Here is a 22,967-nt window from a genome sequence, read left to right on the forward strand (position 1 = left end):
TCTGCCCCCGCACCCCCGGGATATTTCCAGTTAGAAGAAAAGCCCAGGTCACTCTGTATGTTCACTCCGTATCTGGTGTTGCGGGGATTTGGGCCTCAATCCATGTGATGGCGCGGTCTGCCCAGCCGGAGGGCACCCGATGACCGCCGGGAAAGAGTTCAAACGTGAGAGTGTGCCCTTCCCCGCAGTTCCAGCGGCGCAGTTGCCGCGTATCATCTTGCCAGATCCGATCAGGCGCATGGGTGTCACAGCCTAACGTGTCGCGCCAAAGCTCTAGCCCTGCCCATATATCACCTTGGGTAAAGCGCCCTCCTCCCAGGATACGTCCTTCGAGTGGCACCACCTCATCTGACCAGCCGTAACTTTGGTAGAGAGACACCGGACCTGCACAGGTTTCAGGCTGCGGTCGCCAGAACCCGCCTGAGACGGGCAGATAGGCGGCAAAAGCCTCGGGCTCTTTACAGGCCAGATAATTGACCATGAAGGCCCCCGATGAAAACCCAGCCAGAACAGTGCGTTCCGGGTCAACATCAAAGCGCGTCGCGGCATCATTCAACACCTCTGGCAGAAAGCTAAAGTCGTCCCGCCCGCCAAATTCCGGTAAGAATGACCAACTGCGCGGACCGTTCGGACGGCGCGCGCCGTTGGGGGCAATAACCGCATAGCCCCGCGCGGTGAAACTCTCGACCATTTCGCGCATATTCAACACACCTACAGCAGAGCCGCCGTGCCCGTGCAGGAACATAACCGCAGGGATAGGACCGTTATCTCTATCGGGTCGCGCGATGTGGTAGCTGCCTGCAGAGAGCGTACAGGGCGTCTCACCGCCGCAGTCCGCAACCGCGCTGCTGGCCAGCGCTGCGCTCATGATGGCGATGGCGATCAACCGTTCCATGGGCGCACCGGGAGGTTGGATTTGAGCCAGCCCGGCCCTGCCGCAGAGCCATAGATGCCTTCGGGGACGTCAATGATCTGCTCGAACCCCGCCGCGAGCAATTGGCGGCTCAACCGTGCGGAGCGCACGCCGCCCGCACAGATCAAGGCAATAGGTCGATTTTCGGTTTGCTCTGTAAGAGATTGTAGTGACTTCATAAAATCATCACTGCGCATATCCAATGGGACCGCACCTTCGGGTACTCCGGTCTGACGCCATTCACCGGGCGTGCGAATATCGACGAGTAAAATCGCTCCGCTTATGGCCTGAGCATGAGCCTGCGCCACGGTGAGCTGGCCGCCATCATGTTTTGGTCGATACCGGTAAAGCGCCCACCAGCCGCCGCCTGTCATAGCGAAAGCGCTGCCACAAACCAGCAGGCTGCGGCGCGAAATCAATGCACGGGGTTCGGTTTCTTGCATCTGCCCATCCGATTTTATCTGCGAAATCTAGCACAGCCGGTGGACACATGCGCGTCTGCCGCACACACTTGGCAATCAAGATCCTGTCATAATCTCGCTGCAATGCAGCACATGCGGATCAGCAAAAGAGGAGGCCAAAAACATGCGGCGCAATGTCACATTTAGCGATTTCCGATCAGAAACGTGAGGTTATCCACCGGAAATTCTGGAACCCTACTGGAAATTTCCCTACTCAAATAACAGCTAGGGGCCTGTTGCCCGCCATAATAACAATCCGAAACTTGGAGAGTATGACGTGTCCCTTTTCCTGATAGCAGCCCTGCCATTTCTTGGTGCGCTGTTTCCCGCGCTTTTGATCCGCGCCGGTCGCAATGCCTCGGCCTCATCTGCCGGGTTGGCGACGGGGCTTGCTTTCATTGGTCTGATGCTACACGCCCCCGCCATCCTGCGCGGCGAGGTTGTAAAGGTCGGCATCGACTGGCTGCCTACTCTTGGGCTTTCGGCCAATTTCTTTCTGGATGGGCTTGGGTTTCTCTTTGCGACTTTGATCCTCGGGATTGGTCTGTTGATCATCGTTTACGCGCGATTTTATCTGTCGCGGCAGGATCCGATGGGACAGTTTTACACGTATCTTCTGTTGTTTCAGGGCGCGATGGTGGGGATCGTCCTTTCGGACAACATCCTGCTTTTGCTTATTTTCTGGGAACTTACGTCGCTGTCTTCGTTCCTGTTGATCGGCTATTGGAAGCACCTGCCCGAAGGGCGTCAGGGCGCGCGCATGGCGCTCACAGTGACCGGTATGGGCGGGCTTGCCATGATCGGGGGCATGCTGATCCTCGGCAATATCGCCGGATCTTACGACATCAGCGTGATCCTGCAGAACAAAGAAGCGATCCAATCTTCTGATCTCTACCTGCCCGCCTTGATCCTGATCCTGATCGGGGCTTTCACCAAATCGGCGCAGTTTCCGTTCCACTTCTGGCTGCCGCATGCGATGGCAGCGCCGACACCGGTTTCGGCCTATCTGCACTCCGCGACGATGGTGAAGGCCGGCCTGTTCCTGATGGCGCGGCTCTGGCCGGTGCTCGCGGGCACGCCGGAGTGGTTTTATATCGTCGCGACCACGGGTCTGATTACAATGGTGATCGGCGCTGTGATCGCTCTGTTTAAGGACGACCTGAAGGCGCTGTTGGCGTTTTCCACTGTTTCGCATCTGGGCCTGATCACCATGCTTTTGGGCATGGGAACAAAGCTCGCAGCAGTGGTCGCAGTGTTTCACATCATCAACCACGCCACCTTTAAGGCCGCGCTCTTTATGTCCGCAGGCATCGTCGATCATGAGGCACATACCCGCGACATCAAGCGATTGGGCGGGCTGCGCCATGTGATGCCCGTGACATTTGTGATCGCCACCGTGGCGTCGCTGTCAATGGCGGGCATTCCACCACTGAACGGCTTTTTGTCCAAGGAGATGATGCTGACAGAGGTGTCCGAAACCAACTGGTTGCAAAGCCCCTATGCCATGTCGATCCTTGCAACGATCGCTGCAGTGTTTTCCGCCGCCTATTCGTTCCGCCTGATTGCCCATGTGTTCTTGGGTCCCAAACGAGACGATTACCCGGCCAAGCCGCATGATCCCGGCTTTGGCATGTGGGCCTCGCCTGCGCTTTTGGTGGTGCTGGTGGTTCTGATCGGGTTGTTCTCGGCCAAGCTCGTCGGCCCGCTGGTCGCGGCCTCTGCCAGCGCGGTCATTGGTGGCGAAAAACTGCCTTATTATTCGCTAAAGCTCTGGCATGGGGTCAACGCGGCCCTCTACATGTCGATCATCGCAGTGGTTGGCGGTCTGGTCCTGCTGGCGCTTCATCGCCCGTTGGAGCGGCTGTGGAACGCCCTGCCCCGCCCCGAAGCCAAAGTGATGTTTGACGCGATCGTGCGCGGCTTGACCGCGCTGGTACAAGGCGTGACCGCGCGGCTTCATAACGGGTCGCTCACACGCTATGCGGCGATCATGGTGAGCTTTACCGTGGCGATCAGCCTTTACGCCTATGCCACCGGGACATTGGGTGCGCCGACGCGACAGATGCAACAGGCTGGCGTTATGCCGATGGTGGCGTGGTTCTGCCTTGCGATGGCGGCGATCTGCATCGTGATCTTCCACCGCCGTCGCTTTGTGGCGCTGATCCTGATCGGCATTGTCGGCCTCATTGTGTCGATGTCGTTCAACTATCTCTCCGCCCCCGATCTGGCCCTGACGCAGATCTCGGTTGAGGTGGTGACAATCATCTTGATGCTGCTGGCGCTCAATTTCCTGCCCAAGGAAACTCCGGTAGAAACGCCGCTGTTTGCGCGCCTGCGCGACGGAGGCATTGCCATCGTCGGCGGTCTGGGCGTTGGCGGGTTGATCTATGCAATGTTGGTTCGCGATTTCGCCTTCCCGTCGATCTCTGGCTTTCACATCGAGAACTCCTACAAGGGCGGCGGCGGCACCAATATGGTGAACGTGATCCTCGTGGATTTCCGGGGCTTTGATACCTTTGGCGAGATCATCGTGCTGGGTATTGCAGCGCTGGTGATCTTTGCCCTGACCGAAGCGGTGCTGTCGACCCGCGTGCGGGCCTATCTCCTTAACCGCAAACCCGACATCGAACAGGCAGGCGACAGCCATCCGGGTATGATGGTGGTGGTCACGCGGATGATGATGCCGGTGGCCCTGATGGTTGCGGCCTATATCTTCTTCCGCGGTCACAACCTGCCGGGCGGCGGCTTCATCGCCGGTCTGATCGCAGCAATCGCGGTGATCATGCAATATATGGCGTCCGGGTTTGGCTGGGCGACCGAACGGCAACGCTTCCCCTATCACGGCATCATCGGCTCTGGCGTGCTGATCGCAGCCGCCACGGGGATTGGCGCATGGTTCAATGGCCAGCCGTTCCTGACCTCCGCCTTCGGCTATGTGCATATCGCACCGCTAGAGGAATTCGAGATTGCGACCGCAGCCCTCTTTGACCTTGGCGTCTTCCTCGCCGTGGTGGGCGCTGTGATGCTGGCGCTCGAAAGCCTCTCGCGCTTTGCATGGCAGCCAGGCACCGCGTCAGAACACGCCATGGACATCAACCCTGCCCGCGATGACGCGGAACAAGACATGAAGGAGGCCTGAGAGTATGGAACTGCTCGTTGCTTCGGCCGTCGGCCTGCTCACTGCGGCGGGGATCTATCTGGTCCTGCGTCGCCGCACTTTCCCGGTGATCCTCGGCACCTCACTGCTGTCTTATGCGGTGAATGTGTTTCTCTTTGCTACCGGACGACTGGCGACCGACGCGCCGCCGATCCTCAACAAATATGCCGAGGTGACCTATAGCGACCCGTTACCGCAGGCGCTGGTGCTGACGGCGATTGTGATTTCCTTTGGCATGACCGCCGTGGTGGTGATGGTGGCCCTCGGGGCCTACCTCAGCGCCCGCGATGACAATATCAACATGGACGACACTGCGCCTGCGCAGGGAGAGGACGCATGAACCACCTACTGATTGCGCCCATCGTGCTGCCTGCGCTGGTGGCACCCTTTATTATCATGACCTTGCGCTATCACATTGATCTACAGCGTATCTTCTCGCTGGCGACCAATGTTCTGCTGATCGCGATTGCGGCGGCGCTGGCGGTACAGGCGGCGGATGGCACCGTCCAGGTCTACGAGCTTGGCGACTGGCAGGCCCCCTTTGGGATCGTACTGGTGCTGGACCGGCTCTCGGCGATGATGGTTTTGCTGACCACGGTGCTTGCGCTGGCGGTGAACCTCTATGCGGTGGGCAGCAAATGGGACGCGCGCGGCGCAAATTTCCATGCGTTGTTCCAGTTTCAGCTGATGGGCATCATCGGCGCCTTCCTGACCGGCGATGCCTTCAACCTCTTTGTGTTCTTTGAGGTGCTGCTGATTGCCTCCTATGGTCTGATGATCCACGGCGGCGGCGCGCGGCGCTTTCAGGCGGGCGTGCAATATGTGGTCTTCAACCTCCTTGGCTCCACGCTGTTCTTGTTCGCACTTGGCACCATCTACTCGGTCACAGGCACGCTCAATCTGGCCGATCTTGCGGTCCGTGTGGCTGAACTTCCTGCAGAAGACAGCGCGCTTATTCGCGTGGGTGCGGTGATGCTGCTTCTGGTTTTTGCGATCAAAGCCTCGCTCCTGCCGCTACACTTCTGGCTTCCTGCGTCTTATGCCAACGCTCCCGCCCCGGTGGCGGCACTCTTTGCGATCATGACCAAAGTGGGGGCCTATTCCATCCTGCGCGTCTACACGCTGATCTTTGGCCCTGATGTCGCGGTTGTTGAAGGGCTGGTGGATAATTGGCTCCTTCCCGCCGCACTCCTGACCATCGCTATCGGTGCCATTGGTGTCTTGGGATCAAAGGACATCGGACGCCTGATGTCCTTCGGCGCGATCACCTCTGTCGGTACATTGCTGACGGCCATCGCGCTCTTCACTCCCGAGGCCACGGCAGCAGCACTTTACTACACGGTGCATTCCACACTGGCCGCAGCGGCCCTGTTCCTCGTGGCCGATATGGTGCGCGAACGCCAAGGCGGCGAGATCGCCCCCAAGCCTGTCATGGCGCAAAGCGGGCTGATCTCAGTGCTGTTCTTTGTGGCCGCGATCGCCACCGCAGGCATGCCACCGCTTTCGGGCTTTTTGGGCAAGCTGCTGATCCTTGATGCAGCCCGCGACAGCACACTTGTGGTCTGGGTCTGGGCGGTAATCTTGATCAGCTCTCTCATCACCATCATGGGCTTTGCTCGCGCAGGTACGCTTATTTTCTGGAAGAGCCACGGTCTGACACAGGATCGCAGCCTTGAAGAGCCTGAAATTGAGCTGGAACAAGCCGATCAGGCGGATGCACCAAGTACTCCGCGCGCCCCCGCGCTGCCGTTTGTAGCGTGTTTCTCGCTCCTTGCGGGACTTGCTGCGCTCACACTTTTTGCCGGACCTGTGACGCGTTACACCACCGCAACCGCCGCCGATCTCTTTGCGCCTCAGGCCTATATCGAGACGGTTCTGGCCAATCGGGATCGCCCCGTGGTGGAGCCGGATCAAACACCCGGAGACAAGACACTGGATCTCGACGCTGGTGACACCACTTCGGAGGAGAACCACTAATGAAGCTCCTGAACCGTCTTCTCCCGCACCCTCTGCTTACATTGATGCTGACAGTGATCTGGCAATTGCTGGTGAACAAGTTCTCGCTCAACTCGCTGTTGTTTGGGTTTCTCCTCGGCCTGTTGATCCCAATTGCGACCCAGCCCTATTGGCCCAATCGCCCCAAACTAAAGAGCCCGCTGCGGCTGGCGACCTATGTGCTGTTGGTGTTCTGGGATATCGTGATCGCCAATATCACCGTGGCGCGGATCATCCTGTTCATGCCCAACAGCAAACGTCAGCCCACATGGGTCGAAATCCCACTGGACATCCGCACGCCCGAGGCCATCGCAATGCTTGGTGGAACCATCACCATGACACCGGGCACCCTGACTGCGGATATCTCGGCTGATGGGCGCTATTTGCTGGTTCACTGCCTGCACGCGCCCGACACCACTTCTGTCCGCGATGAAATCAAGACCCGCTATGAACGCCGCCTGAAGGAGATTTTCGAATGATCGAATACGCCTATATCTTCGCCTTCGGCTGTTTCGCCCTAGCGATGCTGATGAACCTGTGGAAAGTGGTAACTGGCACAGAGATCACCGACCGCATCCTTGCGCTTGATACGATGTTCATCAATTCCATCGCCTTGGTGGTGTTGTTCGGGGTGTTCTTGAGCTCGGAAATCTTCTTTGAAGCCTCGCTGATCATGGCCATGCTCGGCTTTATCTCCACGGTAGCTTATGCGCGCTTCTTGCTGCGCGGCAACATCATCGAGTGAGGAGACAGACATGATAATCGAACTTCTCATCACCGGGTTCATCGTAATGGGTGGCTTTTTTGGCTTTGTAGGCTCCTTTGGTCTGCTCAAGCTCAACGATCCAATGTCGCGCATGCATGCGCCCACCAAGGCAACGACACTCGGCGTTGGTGGTGTGCTTCTGGGCTCCATGCTGCATGCGGTGGTCTATGAGGGCCGCCTCTCGGCTCATGAGCTGCTGATCACCCTGTTTCTGCTGGTCTCCGCTCCGGTCACGGCAAATTTTCTTGCCAAGGTGTTCATCAACCAGCAGACAAAGCCCAAAGACCTGCCCGTCCCTGGCGACTGCAAGCTCTGGGCGACGCATAACAAACCTGAACATCGTTCGGCCGACACGCCCGAAGCCTAGCGTTTTGGGACCGGCCATCCCCCGGAGGCCCCGATGCACGCACCCCGTCTTCCCCTGACCCGCGATCTGGTTCTGGTGGGAGGCGGCCATACCCACGCGCTATTGCTGCGGATGTGGGGGATGCAGCCGCTGCCGGGCGTGCGTCTCACCCTGATCAACCCCGGCCCCACCGCGCCCTATTCCGGCATGTTGCCGGGATTTGTCGCCGGTCATTACAACCGCGATGCGCTCGACATTGATCTTGTAAAGCTCGCACGTTTTGCCGGGGCGCGGCTCATTCTGGGGGCCGCCGAAGAGATCGACCCCGAGGCCAGGCGCATTACCGTGCCGGGCCGCCCGGCCATCTCCTATGATGTGGCCTCGATCGATATCGGCATTACCTCGGCCATGCCAGAGTTGCCGGGCTTTGCCGATTTCGCCATTCCTGCCAAACCCTTGGGAGAGTTTTCCGCAAGCTGGGACGCCTTTCGTGCAGGCACTGAACCGGCCCGGATCGCCTGCATCGGCGGTGGTGTTGCTGGGGTGGAGCTGATCCTCGCCATGTCGCATGCCCTGCGCCAGAAGAACCGTCTGGCACAGGCGACTTTGATCGACAGTGATACCGCGCTCTCGGTGCTGAGTTCTCAGAGCCAATCGCGCCTACGCAAGGCGCTGGATGCGCAGGGTGTTACGGTGCTGGAACAGGCTCCGATAGATCGCCTGAGCGAAGGACGTATTCACCTCAAGGACGGGCGCGACATCTCCAGCGATTTCATTGTTGGCGCTGCGGGCGCGCGGGCCTATGGCTGGCTTGCGACCTCCGGGCTTGCGCTCCATGATGGCGCGCTTGTGGTCTCTGAGCGCCTTCAGACCTCTGACCCTCATGTCTTTGCCACCGGCGATTGCGCCTATATGGCGCATGCCCCGCGCCCCAAGGCGGGCGTCTTTGCGGTGCGGCAAGCGCCGGTGCTCTTTCACAACCTCAAGGCCATGCTGGCAGGCGGTGCCTTCAGGAGTTATCAGCCGCAGCAGGATTACCTCAAACTCATCTCCATGGGCGGAAAATCCGCTCTTGCGGATCGCAACGGGCGCAGCTTTTCGGGTGGGCTGTTGTGGCGCTGGAAAGATCACATCGACCGTAAATTCATGGGGAAATTCACGTCCCTGCCGGTCATGTCGCCACCCGCCCTGCCCCGCGTCCACGCCAAGGGCATGCAGGAGGCATTTGGCTCAAAACCCATGTGCGGCGGCTGCGGTTCAAAGGTCGGGCGCACGGCGCTACGCCACGGGCTGAGCACCTACCACGGGGCGTCGCGCCCGGATGTGACCTCGCTGCCTGGCGACGACGCAGCGCAGTTGACGGTCGGCGGGACCATGCAGGTCATCAGCACCGACCACTTGCGCGCCTTTACCGAAGACCCGGTGGCGATGACCGCGATCACTGCGCAACATGCGCTCAATGACATCTGGGCGATGGGCGCACGCCCACAGGCCGCCACCGTCACCCTGATCCTACCCCGCCAGACGCCCGAACTACAGGAACGCCTCCTGTCCGAGATCATGGAAACCGCCCACCAAGAGATGAAAGCCGCAGGTGCCGCCATCGTGGGCGGCCACACCTCTTTGGGGGAGGAACTCACCGTCGGCTTCACCATCACCGGACTCTGTGACGCGCGCCCCATCACCCTTGCTGGCGCATGCGCGGGCGATCACCTGATCCTGACCAAACCCTTGGGATCAGGCACGATTTTAGCCGCAGAAATGACGGGACAGGCCCGCGGGGCTTGGGTCGCGGGCGCGCTTGATCTTATGTGTCAGAGCCAGCGCAACGCCGCCAAGGTCCTGCGCCCCGTGGCGCGCGCCATGACCGATGTCACGGGCTTTGGTCTGCTAGGTCACTTGCAGGGTCTGTGCGAGGCCTCGCATCTGGGCGCAGAGATCACATTTGACGCGATCCCATTGATGGAGGGCGCACGTGACCTGGCCGAGGCAGGCGTGCGGTCCACGATCTTTGACGACAATGCAGCTCTTTTGCCCGGCATTGGCACCGCAGGCACGCGGGCGCTGCTGGTTGATCCGCAGACCTCGGGCGGTCTCTTGGCCTGTGTCGCCCCCGAACATGCCGCGCAGGTGTTCGAGCAGCTTAAAAACTACGGCTACCGCGCTGCGAAGATTGGCGAAATGCGTGGTTCTGACGAGGGTATCGTGCCGCGATAACCCGTCTTAAAGAGCTGCCATCACCTCCAATACGCGCGCTGCGGCCTGCATGCGATCCGACGCGCTCAATCCCGGCAGCGCAATCTGGCGCTGGGTGCTTACTGCGTAGCGGCTGCGAGCCTTGCGGTAGGCGGGATCGTAATGATCCGCCATCAGCCGCGCCACCAGTGCCGGTTTATCCCCCGCCGCGATCAGCTTGAACCAGTCCTCCACCACCGCACCAGAGCGATGTTCCCTGAGAGGTTCGAGCTTTTCGCGCAGGTGGTCCGCGTCTGACAGAATGTCATCGTAAGCCTCAACCAGATAGGCGCAGCGGGCCTCAAACGGCACCTCCAGATCAATCCTCGGCGCGGCTTTCATCGCCTCCCACAGGCTGGGCGGCAGGATACGCGCCCCGATCTTGCTGGCTTCGGCCTCCACCAACACCGGGCGCGCCGAGTCCATCCGCGCCAGCGCGCAGGCAATATAGCTCTCAAACCGTTTCTGACTTGGTTGCCCTCCCGGCATCTCGCCCAAGAGCGACCCCCGATGCCCGGCAAGCCCCTCCAGATCCAGCACCTGACCGCCCATCCCGGCGACCTGCTGCAAAATCTCGGTCTTGGCGGTGCCGGTCAACCCATCCAGCAAGATCAGCCGATGCGACAGCTCCGCCTCATAGAGCGCGGCATGCACCAGACGGCGATAGCTCTGGTAGCCGCCCTGAACCACCTCGGCCCGCCAGCCGATCTGGCTCAACATCCACGTAAAACTGCCCGAGCGCTGCCCGCCGCGCCAGCAATAGACCAGAGGTTTCCAGCTGCCGTCGTGATGGCTCAGCCGCTGCTCGATGTGGGTGGCGGCATTGCGAAACACCATGGCCGCGCCGATCTTACGGGCACGAAAGGGGCTTTCCTGCACATAGATCGTGCCCACCTCTGCCCGTTCCTCATTGTCGAGCACCGGCAGGTTGATCGCGCCGGGCACATGGTCCTCGGCATATTCTGCAGGGCTGCGCACATCGATCACCGTGTCATGCCCGTGCGAGAGAAATTCGGAAAGTGTTTGAAACGTCAGAGCCATGCTCCATTTCTTATAACCACAAGGCACACAACAAAACATGAAACCGCGCTACAGCACCAGAGCCTGCCACCACCAGACGGAATACCGCGATGTCAGACACCGAATTGGAGATCGACACACAGCCCGCCACCCTGATCCGCCGCCTCAATCAGATTGCGGTGGCGCGGTTTGCATCCGTTATGGCGGCTGCTCAGCTGGACCTCACGCCGGTGCAATACGCGGCCCTTTCGGCCCTGACTGAACATCCGGGGGTTGATCAGGCAACATTGGCCACGCTTGTGGGGTATGACCGGGCGACCCTTGGCAAAGTTGTGGAACGGCTGGAGGCAAAATCGCTACTGGTCCGCGAGGTTGATCCTCGCGATCGGCGCGCACGCTGTCTGCGCATCACGCAGGAGGGCGACTGGCTGGTCTCCAAGGCGCAGCCTCTCGTCAGCGCTCTTCAGCCGCAAATCCTGAACGGGCTCAACGCCGCCGAGCGTGAAGAGCTGATCTATCTGTTGAAAAAGGTGACCCGCGCGCAGGCGACCACCGCTCAGGGCGCGCATCCTGTACGCTAACCGGGCATCAGCCCCGTTTTCGTGCCAATTCCAGCCGTGCCTCTGTCATCGACAAATCCGCAATAATCTGGCGACGCTTGCTGCGATCCCCAGTTTCGCGCAGCTCCTCGCGCAAACGCGCCAATTCCCGGCTCAGCGACACGACCTCCGGCACCGCGCCATTGTCTTTTAGAATACGGTTCATGACGGCGTTTTCCGGGTCATCGCAGGGCGGCAGAGGTCGTCCAGCCCCTTCGAGATTGTCAAAGGCTCCGTCTTTTTCCGCCGCAGCGATGCGCGCGTTGATCAGGTCAATCAGCGGATGGTCCATGGACAGGAAACTAGGAGCTCTGCCCGCTGCTGGCAATAGCAGCGGACAGATCAAAGCTACTTAACGCAATGCGTCGATGCGCACTTGATCCGTGCTCGGGAAGTCGGGATCTTCATAAATGCGCACGGCGCGGATCAGATCGCCCTCAAATTCAAAGACATTGCAAAACCGCCCCTGCGAGACGGTGCCATCAGGAAAAGCCGTACCGTCCGACATCTCTCCCCACACACGTCCCTCGACAACCACGGTATCGCCTGCCTCGATGATGTGCAGACCTTCAATGTCGTGCTTCAGCCAGTTGAGCATAGCACCCATTTTTTCACCAAACCGCTGCATGTCTGCCTTGCCTTTGCCGCTGCCAAACTTGGGAAAGAGCAACTCCACATCATCAGTGTAAAGATCCATCAATCGCACATCGCGATGATCCACATACTCAAAATAGAGACGCACGATGTCCTGCCGACTTAAGGGCATAACCTATTCCTTTTGCTTCATATTCTTCCTTGGCATGTGGTCAGTGACTGGCACGCTTTCAAGTTGCGCCAATGAAATACCCCCGCCAGATCTCTCCAGCGGGGGTTAGCGGATATTGCACTATAGTTTCACAGGTGAGACATCGGGTCAGGATTTCTGACCATGTCGGGCCTGACCTTACTTCTTGGTGATACGACCGTCGGTGTAGGCACTGTAGGGGCCAACTTCGGCAAGATATTCGGCCACCACATCGGCCAAGTCAGGGCCAAAGTCATAGGCGTTTTTGTCGTCACCGGCGAAGACCTTGTAGCCGTCGCCACCGTTGCGCACGTAGTTGTTGGACACCACGCCGTAGGTTTTCGCCGGATCAATCGCGACCCATGCGTCCCCCTCCATGACCATCACATCAGAGATCCGGGAACCCGGCTCTTTGGACGCATCAAAGGCGAACTTCATCCCGGCAACCTGTGGGAAGCGACCGGCACCCTCTTCGATCTGACCAACACCGTTTTCCAATGCCTCAATCATCGCCTGACCGGAAACCTCGAAGGTCGAGAGCGTGTTCTGGAACGGCAGTACGCTCAGCACTTCGCCCATGGTCACCTCACCCGCATCGATCGAGGAGCGCAGGCCGCCGCCATTCTGGATCGCGATGGTCACGCCCTGATCCTTGACCCGCGCCAGCATAGCGTCGGCAACCAGATTGCCCATCGAGCACTCGCCCGCCCGGCACACATCGCGTGACCCATCGACGATATCCTTGGTTTCGGCGACGATCCGGGTTTTCATTTCTTCAATCGGCGCGCCCATCTCTTTGATACGGGACAACATATCCGCATCGGGGGTCACGGATGCATCCAGAAGGATTGGCTCACCTTCGGCAGAAACGACATTGCCCTCATCATCAAAGGTCACGGTCAATTCGCCGAGGTATTTGGAGTAGGCATAGGCTTGCACCACGGGCACATCACCAACCATGGTGGGGTAAGGGCCCGCCGCGCTGTCGGAGGTGTTGGACAGCAGGGTGTGCGAATGGCCGCCCACAACCAGATCCAGCCCGGGAACTTGCTCGGCAATCTCCATATCCTTGGCGAGCCCCACATGGGTCAGCGCGATGATCTTGTTCACACCTTCCGCCTTCAGCGCTTCGACATCGGCAGCCAGGCTGTCGATTTCATCCTGAAACACAACATTCGGCCCCGGCGAGGAGGTCTCGACCGTGTCAGTCGCAAGCGCAGAGATGATGCCGATTTTCTCGCCGCCGACCTCAAGCACCACGTGATTGCCGACCTTGCCCTTCAAGAGCGGCTCGGACGTGAGGTCAAGATTTCCGGAGATCACCGGAAAGGACACGGTGTCGACGAATTTCTCAAGCCCCGCCGGGCCGTCGTCAAATTCATGGTTGCCCACAGCCATTGCATCATAGCCGATGTCTTCCATGAACTCGGCCTCGGCCGCACCTTTGTAGGTGGTATAGAACAAAGACCCTTGGAAGGGATCGCCCGCATCCAACAGCAGGACATTTTGACCTTCGAGCGCAGAGCGCATCTCATCGACTTTGGCTTTTACGCGCGCAATGCCGCCAAAGCATTTCCCCTCTGCTTCATCCTCGGTGCCGCAGGTGGAATCATATTTGTTGATCGACTCGATGCGGCTGTGAATGTCGTTGGTGTGCAGGATGGTCAGCTTGTATTCCGCCGCAGCCATACCCGCGGTCAGACCCAGCGCAGCTGCCGATGTCAGTAAACGTGAAATCATAGGATAAACCCTCACCTTTGTTATGCCACCTCTACCGGTGGTTGTTATGGTCTCAGTATTCGTGATCTTTGCCCAAACAGTCAAAACCAAACTTACGTGACAGACCGATGTAGACGCAGGGGAAACTTTGCGCTGCCCTGTGCATAAGCGCTCTTGCGTAAAGGGGGCGTCTGAGGGCATGACGTGGCCATGCTGATTTACAAGATTTTCCGTGACGACGAATGGCGCGCCTTCGAGGCCGCTGGTGAAACCGATGGCGCGCCCGTGGACCTTGCGGACGGCTTTATCCATTTCTCGACCGCTCCGCAGGCGGCAGAGACCGCAGCCAAGCATTTTGCGGGCGCTGAGGGACTGTGGCTTCTGGCTTTTGAGGCGGATCAGATGGGCGATGCGCTCAAATGGGAGCCGTCACGCGGTGGTGCACTGTTCCCGCATCTCTATCGCCGGCTGCAACATGCGGAACTGATCTGGGCCAAACCACTGCCGCTGGTTGAGGGTGTTCACCGTTTTCCCGCAGAGATGGTCTAAGCGCGCCGACGCGCAACAAAGGAGGCACGGCCAATGAAGCTGTCCGAAAAACTGGCGCTGGCCGTGATGCATCGCCTTGATCCAGAAACCGCGCATGGGTTGTCCATCAAGGCCCTGAAATCCGGTCTTACGCCCTGCCCCGGCCCGGTGACATCGCCACGCCTGAAGACAGAGATTGCCGGTCTGAACCTGCCCAACCCGGTCGGGCTCGCCGCAGGGTTCGACAAAAATGCCGAAGCGCTCGGCGCGCTCACGCAGGCCGGTTTTGGGTTTATCGAGGTGGGGGCCGCAACCCCGCGCCCACAACCCGGCAATCCCAAACCCCGCCTGTTTCGGTTGAGCGAAGATCGCGCAGCGATCAATCGTTTCGGCTTTAACAACGAGGGCATGGAGGTGATCGGCGCACGCCTTGCTCAGCGGCCCAAGAATGGCGTAATCGGCCTCAACCTCGGCGCGAACAAAGACAGCGATGACCGCGCGCAGGATTTTGCCCGCGTCCTGAGCAATTGCGGCACGCATCTGGACTTTGCCACCGTCAATGTCTCTTCTCCCAATACCGAAAAGCTGCGTGATCTGCAGGGTAAGGCTGCCCTTTCTGCGCTATTGGCTGGGGTCATGGAGGCACGAGAGGGCCTGGACCGCCCGATCCCGGTGTTTCTCAAAATTGCACCCGATCTGGATGAGGCAGGTCTTGATGATATCGCTGATGTCGCGCGCGAAAGCGGGATCGATGCGGTGATTGCAACCAATACGACGCTTGCCCGCGATGGTCTGAAAAGCGCGCACCGCGACGAAATGGGCGGGCTCTCCGGCGCGCCATTGTTTGAAAAATCCACCCGGGTACTGGCACAGCTCTCCTCCCGGCTTGACGGCGCCGTGCCGATCATCGGTGTGGGCGGAATTTCCTCAGCTGAGGACGCCTATGCCAAAATCCGCGCGGGTGCATCTGCGGTGCAGTTTTACACCGCACTGGTCTATGGCGGCCTGTCACTTGCAGCAGAGATCGCCAATGGCCTTGATGCGCTTCTGGCGCGCGACGGGCATGACAGCGTCGCGCAAGCGGTTGGCACCGATCGCGCAACTTGGCTCTAATCATCCAAAGCAGCCGGGGACGCTCCCGCCCGTCAGGGATGCTTTAAAAAGCCCCCCTTCCCGTTGGGCCCGGCAGGCCGCGCCAAAGGCGCGGCCTGCCCCCGGCGATTTGCAAAGCAAAGCGCAAAACCTCACCTGTGATTTGCAACAGCAAATCTCAATTTGGCCGCCCGCACATCGCGCAGACGAGACGCAGCGCTTCATCCAGCAGATGCAACTGACGCTTCCAGTCGAGGGTATCGGGCCGCCAGCGTTGCCGCGCGGGCAGTATTCAACACCATCAAAGCAAGCCAAAGCCCGTGATTTCCCAGCACTGGCACAAAGATCACAAGCGCGATCAGATAGATCCCCACCGCCTGGATCATTGCGATCCGCATGTCGCGGGTCCAGGTGGCACCAATGTAGATACCGTCGAACATGAAGCTCGCCACGCTGATCAACGGAGCCAGCGCCACCCAGATCAGATAGTGCCGCGCAGTCTCGCGCACCTCCGGTGCCGTGGCCATCAGATCAATCAGCGCAGGCCCGCCCCACCAGAAGAGCAGCGCCAGCGCCACCGAGAACCCCACTCCCCAATAGCTCGACACAATGGCTGCCCGGCGCAGGCGCGCAGGATCCCGTGCCCCGACTGCCCCACCCACCAACGCCTCGGCGCTGAAGGCAAAGCCGTCCAGCGCAAATGCGGTCATCTGCAGAAGCTGGATCAGCACCTGATTGGCGGCCAATGTCACATCGCCAAGATCCGCACCGAGGAACAGGAAGGTGGTAAATGACAAGTTCAGCAAGACCGAACGCACCATGATGTCGCCATTGACCTGCATCATCCGCTTGATCCGCACGCGATCAAAGATCCGCGCCCAGTCGTGCCACTGATCACCGGCAAAGGCCGACCCGCACAGCCAGAGACCCAAGGCCAGCCCCGACCACTCCGCGATCAACGTCGCAGTCGCGACGCCTTCGACGCCCCAACCCAGCCCCAGCACGAACCACAGATCCAGCACGATATTGAGGCCATTCATCCAGATCTGCAGCAAGAAGACACCCCGCGTGCGCTCCATCGCGATCAGCCAACCTGTGACGGCATAAAGGCCGATGGTCGCAGGCGCACCCCAGATTCGGATTTCCAGATATTGCCGCGCCAGCCCCTCCACCTCGGCACTGGCAGGGGCCAGCGTAAAGGCTCCCCAAAAGACCAAAGCCTGCGCCAGAATGAAGAACAGCCCCGCGCCGCCCGCCAAGAGCAGCCCTCGCATCAACAGGGCGCCGGTCTCGGCCTCATCGCCAGCACCACGCGCCTGTGCCGCCAGACCGGTGGTGCCCATGCGCAAAAAGCCAAAGATCCAATAGATCGTCGACAGGATGACCGCGCCTATGCCCACGGCTCCAATGGGGGCGGCCTCCCCCAGCTGGCCCACCACGCCCGTATCCACCGCGCCGAGAATGGGCACGGTGGCATTGGACAAGACGATCGGCAGCGCGATTTTGAGCACCCGGGAATGGGTGATGGGGCCAGATGCCTCTGACATGAATAAAATCCCTTGGAATCAGTCGCCTGAACGGCGTTCCTGCGGCATCAGGAAATGCCCCGTTGCCTGCGCAAAGAGCTTATCCTTGTGATCCTGCCAAGCGGCCACATGCACCGATGCATAGCGCCGACCGGAACGATTGACAGTCGCACGCGCATAAGAGTCCCGTGGCAGTCCCGAACGCAGATAGTCCACTGTAAAATCAATGGTTTTAGGCAAGCGCGGCATCTTGCCAGCCGCCATTGTCTCCACGTCCAACTCGCCGCTTTCAAACTGCGGCCAGAGGTGGAACCACTGCAGGGTGATCACCGAGGTAACCTCCAGAAAGGCCGCCGTCGCCCCACCGTGGATCGCGGGCAGCATCGGATTGCCGATCAGATTGTTGTGAAAATGCATGGTCGAGGTCAGCTCATCGCCACGCCGCTCGAAGGTGATGCCGAGAAACCCGATATAGGGCACCGATTCCACCAAGGCCGCAAGGGCCGCATCGCGGCGTTGCTTGATCACTTGCACGGGCTCGGGACGGGGGCGGCTCATTGTTTTGGCTCCAGCGTGAAGGCGCCAGAGGCCGTTGCGACAGGCACTTCGGTTTCTTCATCCGTCGCCACCGCGCGCACAAAGGCGACATTGCGGGTCACATGGTGACAGGTTGCGGTTGTGGTGATGGTCTGCCCCGGCGTCGCTCCGCGCATATAGTCAATCCGCAAATCAATGGTGGCAGTGCTCGACGGCTCGCTCGGGTGGCTCATCACGGCCGCACCGCAACAGGTGTCCATCAGGGCCGAAACTGCACCGCCATGGATCACGCCAGTATCTGGATCCCCGATCAGTTTCTTATCATAGGGCATCACGATCACCGCGCGCCCATTGCCGATCTCGGTCAGCTCCATCCCCAAAGCCTTTGAGTGCGGGATTGCCTCAATGAACTGGCGCGCCAATTGGGTCTTGTCTGCCATCGGATGCTCCTTACCGCTATCGGCTCTTTTATCAGACGCTCCTTGCCAAAGCGCAAGGCTTGCAAAACTCCCAGTTGCACCGCTCGGTTCAGATGCTTAGGTTGCCCGAGCAAGGGAGGACATGGATGACCGAGACAAAACTGTCATTCAAGGAGATGTGCGCAGAGTTCGATGTGACGCCGCGCACCCTTCGGTACTATGAATACATCGAGCTGTTGCAGCCCGAACGTCAGGGGCGTTCACGGTTCTACGGCGCGCGCGAAGTGGCGCGGATGAAGCTGATCCTGCGCGGGCGCAAGTTCGGCTTTCAGCTGGAAGAGATCCGCCAATGGTTGCTGATCTACGATAAGGAAGGCGACGAAGCGCAAAACCGCGCCTTTATCGAGATGGCCGACCGGCAACTAAAAGAACTGGAACTCCAGCGCCAGCAGATCAACGAGGCGATGGACGAACTCACGGATCTGCGCAAAGTGACGCTGGGTTTATTGAAGTAGGTCACTCGCCCGTTTCCCCAACCGAGAGTAGCTGCGCAGGGTACATCAATGGGAATACACGACTGCATCGGCGAGACCTCTTTCTATCCGCAGCTGCTGATCGGAGTTGGGGTTCTGATCTCGGGTATTTTCGTAAAGCTCAAGGAGGACCTCACTGTCGCACAAATGTGCGCGGTCTTGGTCGGTCGTCGAAAGATATCCAGCAAAAAACTGCAATGGGCGCTTCTGGTGCTTACCTTGCTGCTCCTTCTCGTGCTGTGGCTGTATCTCATCGACAGATGCATTCCATAGGGGCCTATTGGCCAACTTAAATCAGCCTGTTTGCGCATGCATTGCGGATACATGACGCTGATTTAACCTCTAAAATTTTCGGCTTTTCCCCAAAACGTCACGTCAATTCGCCCTGCCACCACGTCACCCCTCAAAATGACGCGGCGTCGGAGTTACGTAAACGTCAAGTTCATGTTGTAACTCTCGACAAGAGCCGCCAAGGTTTACGCAGACGACGCCAACGTAAAGCAACATCTGAGTGACGCCCCATGAGTGAAGACACCAAATCCATTCGCGAGATGTGCGACGAGTTCGGAGTAACGCCGCGCACGTTGCGATTTTACGAAGCCAAGGAATTGCTGTTCCCAATCCGGGACGGACAAAAGCGGCTCTTTACCAAGCGCGACCGGGCGCGGCTGAAACTGATCCTGCGCGGCAAGCGGTTTGGCTTCAGCCTTGAGGAAATCCGCCAGCTTCTCGACCTTTATCATATGGGTGATCAGCAGCTGACGCAGCTGAGCCGCACCTATGAGATCGCGCAAGAGCGTCTGGCAGATATGGAGCGCCAGCGCGACGAGCTGACCGAGGCCATTGATGACCTGAAGGATCAGTTGAAATGGGGCGAGAAAGTCATCGCCTCGATGAAAACAAACGCCAAGGCGGCCGAGTAACCCTCACCGCCCTGCCCGCCAGATTGAACATGCAAACCGCACCACTCCAACCTTTGAGGATCGCGATGCCGAGCTATACCGCCCCCACCAAGGACACCCAATTTGTTCTGCATGACGTGCTGAACATCAAGGACGCAGGAATCCCCGGCTATGACGAGCTGGAGCCTGATTTCACCGGCGCCGTTCTGGAAGAAGCCGGCAAGATCGCCCGCGACGTGCTGCACCCGCTGAATGTGGTGGGCGACACCGAGGGTTGCCGTCTGGAAAACGGTGTGGTCTACACCCCGACCGGCTTTAAGGCCGCGTTCGAACAAGTGAAAGAAGGCGGCTGGCCTGGTCTTGACATGCCGGAACAATACGGCGGCCAGAACATGCCCTATGTGATCGGTACTGCGGTGGGCGAGTTCTTCTCCGGAGCGAACCAGGCGTTTACCATGTATCAGGGCCTGACCCATGGCGCGGCCTCGGCCATTCTGGCGCATGGCACCGACGCACAGAAAGACACCTATCTGCCCAAGATGGTGTCCTGCGAATGGACCGGCACCATGAACCTGACAGAGCCCCATTGCGGCACTGATCTCGGCCTGATGCGCACCAAAGCAGAACCGCAGGAGGATGGCTCCTACAAGATCACTGGCCAGAAGATCTTCATCTCTGCCGGCGACCACGACATGTCCGACAATGTGATCCATCTGGTGCTGGCAAAGATCCCCGGCGGCCCCGATGGCATCAAGGGCGTGTCGCTCTTTATCGTGCCGAAGTTCATCGTGAACGAAGACGGCACCCCGGGCGAGCGCAATGGCGTTTCGGTCGGCAAGATCGAAGAAAAGATGGGCATTCACGGCAACTCCACCTGCGTGATGAACTACGACGCCGCGACTGGCTGGCTCTTGGGGGACATGCACAAGGGTATGCGCGCCATGTTCACCATGATGAACGAGGCCCGTCTGGGTGTGGGCATGCAGGGTCTGGCGCAGGCCGAAGCGGCCTATCAGAACGCAGTGGAATACGCCAAGGACCGCCTTCAGGGCCGTGACGTGACCGGCGCGAAGAACCCCGATGGCCCGGCAGATCCGCTGATCGTCCACCCCGATATTCGCCGTAACCTCATGGATCAAAAGAGCTTTGCCGAGGGCGCGCGGGCGTTCATCCTCTGGGGAGCGACCATGATCGACAAGGCGCATCGCTCTGAGGACAAGGACGCCGATGGGCTGATCTCTCTGCTCACGCCGGTTATCAAAGGGTTCCTGACCGACAAGGGCTATGACATGACCGTGCAGGCCCAGCAGGTTTACGGCGGCCATGGCTACATCGAAGAATGGGGCATGTCGCAATATACCCGCGACGCCCGTATCGCGATGATCTACGAGGGCGCAAACGGTGTGCAGGCGCTGGATCTGGTGGGCCGCAAGCTCGCTCAGGATGGCGGCAAACATGTGATGGCTTTCTTTGATCTGGTCAAAGGGTTCTGCAAGGAAAACGCCGAGATTTCCGAAGACTATGCCCAGGACTTCATCGAGCCTCTGAAGGCGGCCTCCAAGGATCTGCAAGCGGCGGGGATGTATTTCATGCAAAACGGCATGAAGAACCCCAACAACGCGCTCGCTGGCTCCACCGATTTCATGCACATGTTCGGCCATGTCTGCCTTGGCCTGATGTGGGCGATGATGGGCAAAGCCGCGCAAAAGGCGCTTGACGAAGGGGCCTCTGACGCGGCGTTCTACGAGACAAAACTCGCCACCGGCCGCTACTACATGGCACGTCAGCTGCCCGCGACCAAACTGCACCTTGCCCGCATCGAGACCGGTGCCGACACGGTGATGGCCCTCGACGCCGCGCAGTTCTGATCGCGCCCTGTGACATGACATCGGATGTGCCCCTGCGGGGCATATCCCCCCTTGGCCACCGGGGCGCATTTGGAATTGAGAGGATCCGAATATGCCCAAACGCTTTCGTCTGACCCGCCGCTTTCCCGTCGCCATGACGGAGGATGGCTTTCGCAGGCTCAAACGCTTTGCCCAAGAGGCCGGACTGGATGAGGGAGAAGCGCTGTCGTTTTTGTTCGAGAATTTCGACAGCGTGACGAACCATGAAAACCTGACCCACCGGTTGCGGCTGTTCAACGCCGAGCTGGAGGATCGCAAACGCTAGCGCACGGCAAGCACTGCCAAGCGCTTAAGGGGGAGAGATGAGCGCAGAGCTGGATTTTCGCACATCATCTGCATGGATGACCGACGAGCACAAAATGCTCGCTGACATGACGCAGAGCTTTATAACCAAGGAGTGGGCCCCGAAATTCGAACGCTGGCGCAAGCAGGGCGAGATGGACCGTTCCACCTGGGCCGAGGCCGGCGCGCTCGGCCTGCTCTGCCCCTCCATCCCCGAGGAATACGGCGGCGCAGGCGGCGATTTTGGCCATGAGGCGGCGATCCTGATCGAGGCCAGCCGCGCCAATCTCGCCAGCTGGGGCCATGGTATCCATTCCGGCATTGTGGCGCATTACATCCTGTCCTACGGTACCGAAGAACAAAAGCAGCGTTGGCTGCCCAAAATGGTGTCCGGCGAGCTGGTCGGCGCGCTGGCGATGACAGAGCCGTCTACCGGGTCTGACGTGCAGGCCATCAAGACCAAGGCCATCCGGGACGGCAATGTCTACCGGCTGTCCGGGCAGAAAACCTTTATCACCAATGGCCAGCATGCCAACCTGATCCTTGTGGCCTCAAAAACGGACCCCTCTCTTGGGTCAAAAGGCATCTCGCTGGTGGGGCTTGAAACGGATGGCGCCGACGGGTTCACCCGTGGCCGCAATCTCGAAAAGGTCGGCCTGCACGCAGCGGACACATCAGAGCTGTTCTTCGACAATATCGCGGTGCCCCCGGAAAACATCCTTGGCGGTGCCGAGGGTCAGGGCTTTTACCAGATGATGCAACAACTGCCGCAGGAACGGCTGATCATCGCCTGCGGCGCGGTTGGCGCGATGCAGGGCGCGGTCGAGCGCACCATCGCCTATTGCAAAGAGCGCGAAGCCTTTGGCGGGCCTCTGACCCAATTCCAGAACACCCGCTTCAAGCTCGCTGAATGCCTGACCAAGAGTAAAGTCGCACGCGCCTTCCTTGATGAATGCATGGTCGAACACCTACGTGGGAACTTAAGCGTCGAAAAAGCGGCGATGGCCAAATACTGGATCACCGACACGCAAGGCGCTGTGCTCGATGAGTGTTTGCAACTGCACGGAGGATACGGGTTCATGCAAGAATACGCCGTGGCGGAAATGTGGACCGATGCCCGTGTGCAGCGCATTTACGGTGGCACCAATGAGATCATGAAAGAGCTGATTGCGAGGTCGCTGTGACAGTTCCAGCGCTTTCCCTCGCCGCGTCTGACGGATGCCTCCGGCGGGGATATTTGAGAGAA

At 59.5% G+C, this 22,967-nt stretch carries 25 protein-coding genes; 16 read left to right on the forward strand and 9 right to left on the reverse strand.

Annotated features, from left to right (window positions below):
* Nucleotides 1-61: 61 nt before the first annotated feature.
* Nucleotides 62-895 (reverse strand): CE1 family esterase, encoded by an 834-nt coding sequence (locus UB90_RS12045; RefSeq protein WP_065325948.1) that lies wholly within the window; start codon nt 893-895, stop codon nt 62-64.
* The gene (locus UB90_RS12050; RefSeq protein WP_065325949.1) at nt 883-1,356 is read right to left on the reverse strand and encodes a rhodanese-like domain-containing protein; all 474 of its coding nucleotides are present in this window, start codon (nt 1,354-1,356) and stop codon (nt 883-885) included. Before UB90_RS12050 ends, UB90_RS12045 begins: the two co-directional genes overlap by 13 nt.
* 295 nt (nt 1,357-1,651) lie before the next feature.
* Here UB90_RS12050 and UB90_RS12055 point away from each other — a divergent pair, with 295 nt between their 5' ends.
* From UB90_RS12055 to selD, 7 genes are read left to right on the forward strand one after another with little or no spacing between them, the layout of a single operon-like run.
* Nucleotides 1,652-4,513 carry a monovalent cation/H+ antiporter subunit A gene (locus UB90_RS12055; RefSeq protein WP_065325950.1) on the forward strand — a complete coding sequence of 954 codons (2,862 nt, stop codon included), beginning with the start codon at nt 1,652-1,654 and terminating at the stop codon, nt 4,511-4,513.
* A gap of 4 nt (nt 4,514-4,517) precedes the next feature.
* Nucleotides 4,518-4,871, forward strand: coding sequence for a Na+/H+ antiporter subunit C (locus tag UB90_RS12060; RefSeq protein ID WP_005616391.1), 354 nt, complete (start codon nt 4,518-4,520; stop codon nt 4,869-4,871).
* Nucleotides 4,868-6,508: a monovalent cation/H+ antiporter subunit D gene (locus UB90_RS12065; protein WP_065325951.1), complete on the forward strand. Its 1,641-nt coding sequence runs from the start codon at nt 4,868-4,870 to the stop codon at nt 6,506-6,508. Before UB90_RS12060 ends, UB90_RS12065 begins: the two co-directional genes overlap by 4 nt.
* On the forward strand, nt 6,508-7,005 hold the full coding sequence (locus UB90_RS12070; RefSeq protein WP_065325952.1) for a Na+/H+ antiporter subunit E: 498 nt from the start codon (nt 6,508-6,510) through the stop codon (nt 7,003-7,005). The genes UB90_RS12065 and UB90_RS12070 overlap by 1 nt, the downstream gene beginning before the upstream one ends.
* Nucleotides 7,002-7,271: a K+/H+ antiporter subunit F gene (locus tag UB90_RS12075; protein ID WP_009176513.1), complete on the forward strand. Its 270-nt coding sequence runs from the start codon at nt 7,002-7,004 to the stop codon at nt 7,269-7,271. The genes UB90_RS12070 and UB90_RS12075 overlap by 4 nt, the downstream gene beginning before the upstream one ends.
* Before the next feature lie 10 nt (nt 7,272-7,281).
* A complete protein-coding gene (locus UB90_RS12080; RefSeq protein ID WP_005616396.1) occupies nt 7,282-7,659 on the forward strand; it encodes a Na+/H+ antiporter subunit G in 378 nt (125 codons plus the stop codon).
* 33 nt (nt 7,660-7,692) lie between these two features.
* Nucleotides 7,693-9,855, forward strand: coding sequence for a selenide, water dikinase SelD (gene selD / locus UB90_RS12085; RefSeq protein ID WP_065331974.1), 2,163 nt, complete (start codon nt 7,693-7,695; stop codon nt 9,853-9,855).
* Between the two features lie 6 nt (nt 9,856-9,861).
* Here the strand turns inward: selD and mnmH are convergent, their stop codons facing one another.
* Entirely contained in the window at nt 9,862-10,914 is a 1,053-nt protein-coding gene (mnmH, locus tag UB90_RS12090; protein ID WP_065325954.1) for a tRNA 2-selenouridine(34) synthase MnmH, read from the reverse strand.
* Between the two features lie 89 nt (nt 10,915-11,003).
* Between mnmH and UB90_RS12095 the strand changes: the two genes are divergently transcribed.
* The gene (locus UB90_RS12095) at nt 11,004-11,474 is read left to right on the forward strand and encodes a MarR family winged helix-turn-helix transcriptional regulator (RefSeq protein WP_005619475.1); all 471 of its coding nucleotides are present in this window, start codon (nt 11,004-11,006) and stop codon (nt 11,472-11,474) included.
* A 7-nt stretch (nt 11,475-11,481) separates the two neighbouring features.
* Here UB90_RS12095 and UB90_RS12100 read toward each other — a convergent pair whose 3' ends face one another.
* From UB90_RS12100 to UB90_RS12110, 3 genes are all read right to left on the reverse strand, one after another.
* Nucleotides 11,482-11,784: a DnaJ family domain-containing protein gene (locus tag UB90_RS12100; RefSeq protein WP_005619478.1), complete on the reverse strand. Its 303-nt coding sequence runs from the start codon at nt 11,782-11,784 to the stop codon at nt 11,482-11,484.
* Between the two features lie 60 nt (nt 11,785-11,844).
* On the reverse strand, nt 11,845-12,258 hold the full coding sequence (locus tag UB90_RS12105) for a nuclear transport factor 2 family protein (protein ID WP_005619480.1): 414 nt from the start codon (nt 12,256-12,258) through the stop codon (nt 11,845-11,847).
* Nucleotides 12,259-12,435: 177 nt separating this feature from the next.
* Entirely contained in the window at nt 12,436-14,016 is a 1,581-nt protein-coding gene (locus UB90_RS12110) for a bifunctional metallophosphatase/5'-nucleotidase (RefSeq protein WP_065325955.1), read from the reverse strand.
* 189 nt (nt 14,017-14,205) lie between these two features.
* Between UB90_RS12110 and UB90_RS12115 the strand changes: the two genes are divergently transcribed.
* Nucleotides 14,206-14,544 (forward strand): DUF952 domain-containing protein, encoded by a 339-nt coding sequence (locus UB90_RS12115; RefSeq protein WP_065325956.1) that lies wholly within the window; start codon nt 14,206-14,208, stop codon nt 14,542-14,544.
* A gap of 33 nt (nt 14,545-14,577) precedes the next feature.
* Nucleotides 14,578-15,636 (forward strand): quinone-dependent dihydroorotate dehydrogenase, encoded by a 1,059-nt coding sequence (locus UB90_RS12120; RefSeq protein ID WP_065325957.1) that lies wholly within the window; start codon nt 14,578-14,580, stop codon nt 15,634-15,636.
* A 200-nt stretch (nt 15,637-15,836) separates the two neighbouring features.
* Here the strand turns inward: UB90_RS12120 and UB90_RS12125 are convergent, their stop codons facing one another.
* Genes UB90_RS12125 through UB90_RS12135 form a run of 3 tightly spaced genes read right to left on the reverse strand, consistent with a single transcriptional unit; the run spans nt 15,837 to nt 18,118 of the window.
* The gene (locus UB90_RS12125) at nt 15,837-17,162 is read right to left on the reverse strand and encodes an MATE family efflux transporter (RefSeq protein WP_065325958.1); all 1,326 of its coding nucleotides are present in this window, start codon (nt 17,160-17,162) and stop codon (nt 15,837-15,839) included.
* Between the two features lie 18 nt (nt 17,163-17,180).
* Nucleotides 17,181-17,699 (reverse strand): PaaI family thioesterase, encoded by a 519-nt coding sequence (locus UB90_RS12130; protein WP_065325959.1) that lies wholly within the window; start codon nt 17,697-17,699, stop codon nt 17,181-17,183.
* Nucleotides 17,696-18,118 carry a PaaI family thioesterase gene (locus tag UB90_RS12135; protein WP_005629591.1) on the reverse strand — a complete coding sequence of 141 codons (423 nt, stop codon included), beginning with the start codon at nt 18,116-18,118 and terminating at the stop codon, nt 17,696-17,698. Before UB90_RS12135 ends, UB90_RS12130 begins: the two co-directional genes overlap by 4 nt.
* 125 nt (nt 18,119-18,243) lie before the next feature.
* Between UB90_RS12135 and UB90_RS12140 the strand changes: the two genes are divergently transcribed.
* The 6 genes from UB90_RS12140 to UB90_RS12165 all read left to right on the forward strand — a co-directional run bounded on the left by UB90_RS12140 (nt 18,244) and on the right by UB90_RS12165 (nt 22,905).
* Nucleotides 18,244-18,612: a MerR family transcriptional regulator gene (locus UB90_RS12140; RefSeq protein WP_065325960.1), complete on the forward strand. Its 369-nt coding sequence runs from the start codon at nt 18,244-18,246 to the stop codon at nt 18,610-18,612.
* A gap of 48 nt (nt 18,613-18,660) precedes the next feature.
* Nucleotides 18,661-18,903: a hypothetical protein gene (locus UB90_RS12145; protein ID WP_065325961.1), complete on the forward strand. Its 243-nt coding sequence runs from the start codon at nt 18,661-18,663 to the stop codon at nt 18,901-18,903.
* A gap of 248 nt (nt 18,904-19,151) precedes the next feature.
* Nucleotides 19,152-19,553, forward strand: a complete 402-nt coding sequence (locus tag UB90_RS12150; RefSeq protein WP_009176619.1) for a MerR family transcriptional regulator — start codon at nt 19,152-19,154, stop codon at nt 19,551-19,553.
* Nucleotides 19,554-19,618: 65 nt separating this feature from the next.
* Entirely contained in the window at nt 19,619-21,400 is a 1,782-nt protein-coding gene (locus tag UB90_RS12155) for an acyl-CoA dehydrogenase C-terminal domain-containing protein (protein WP_065325962.1), read from the forward strand.
* A 91-nt stretch (nt 21,401-21,491) separates the two neighbouring features.
* A complete protein-coding gene (locus UB90_RS12160) occupies nt 21,492-21,704 on the forward strand; it encodes a hypothetical protein (protein ID WP_005629582.1) in 213 nt (70 codons plus the stop codon).
* Nucleotides 21,705-21,741: 37 nt separating this feature from the next.
* Nucleotides 21,742-22,905, forward strand: a complete 1,164-nt coding sequence (locus UB90_RS12165; RefSeq protein ID WP_065325963.1) for an acyl-CoA dehydrogenase family protein — start codon at nt 21,742-21,744, stop codon at nt 22,903-22,905.
* Nucleotides 22,906-22,967: the final 62 nt, after the last annotated feature.

Origin of the sequence: Tritonibacter mobilis (assembly GCF_001681715.1) — a bacterium.
Taxonomy (GTDB): Bacteria; Pseudomonadota; Alphaproteobacteria; order Rhodobacterales; family Rhodobacteraceae; genus Epibacterium; species Epibacterium mobile.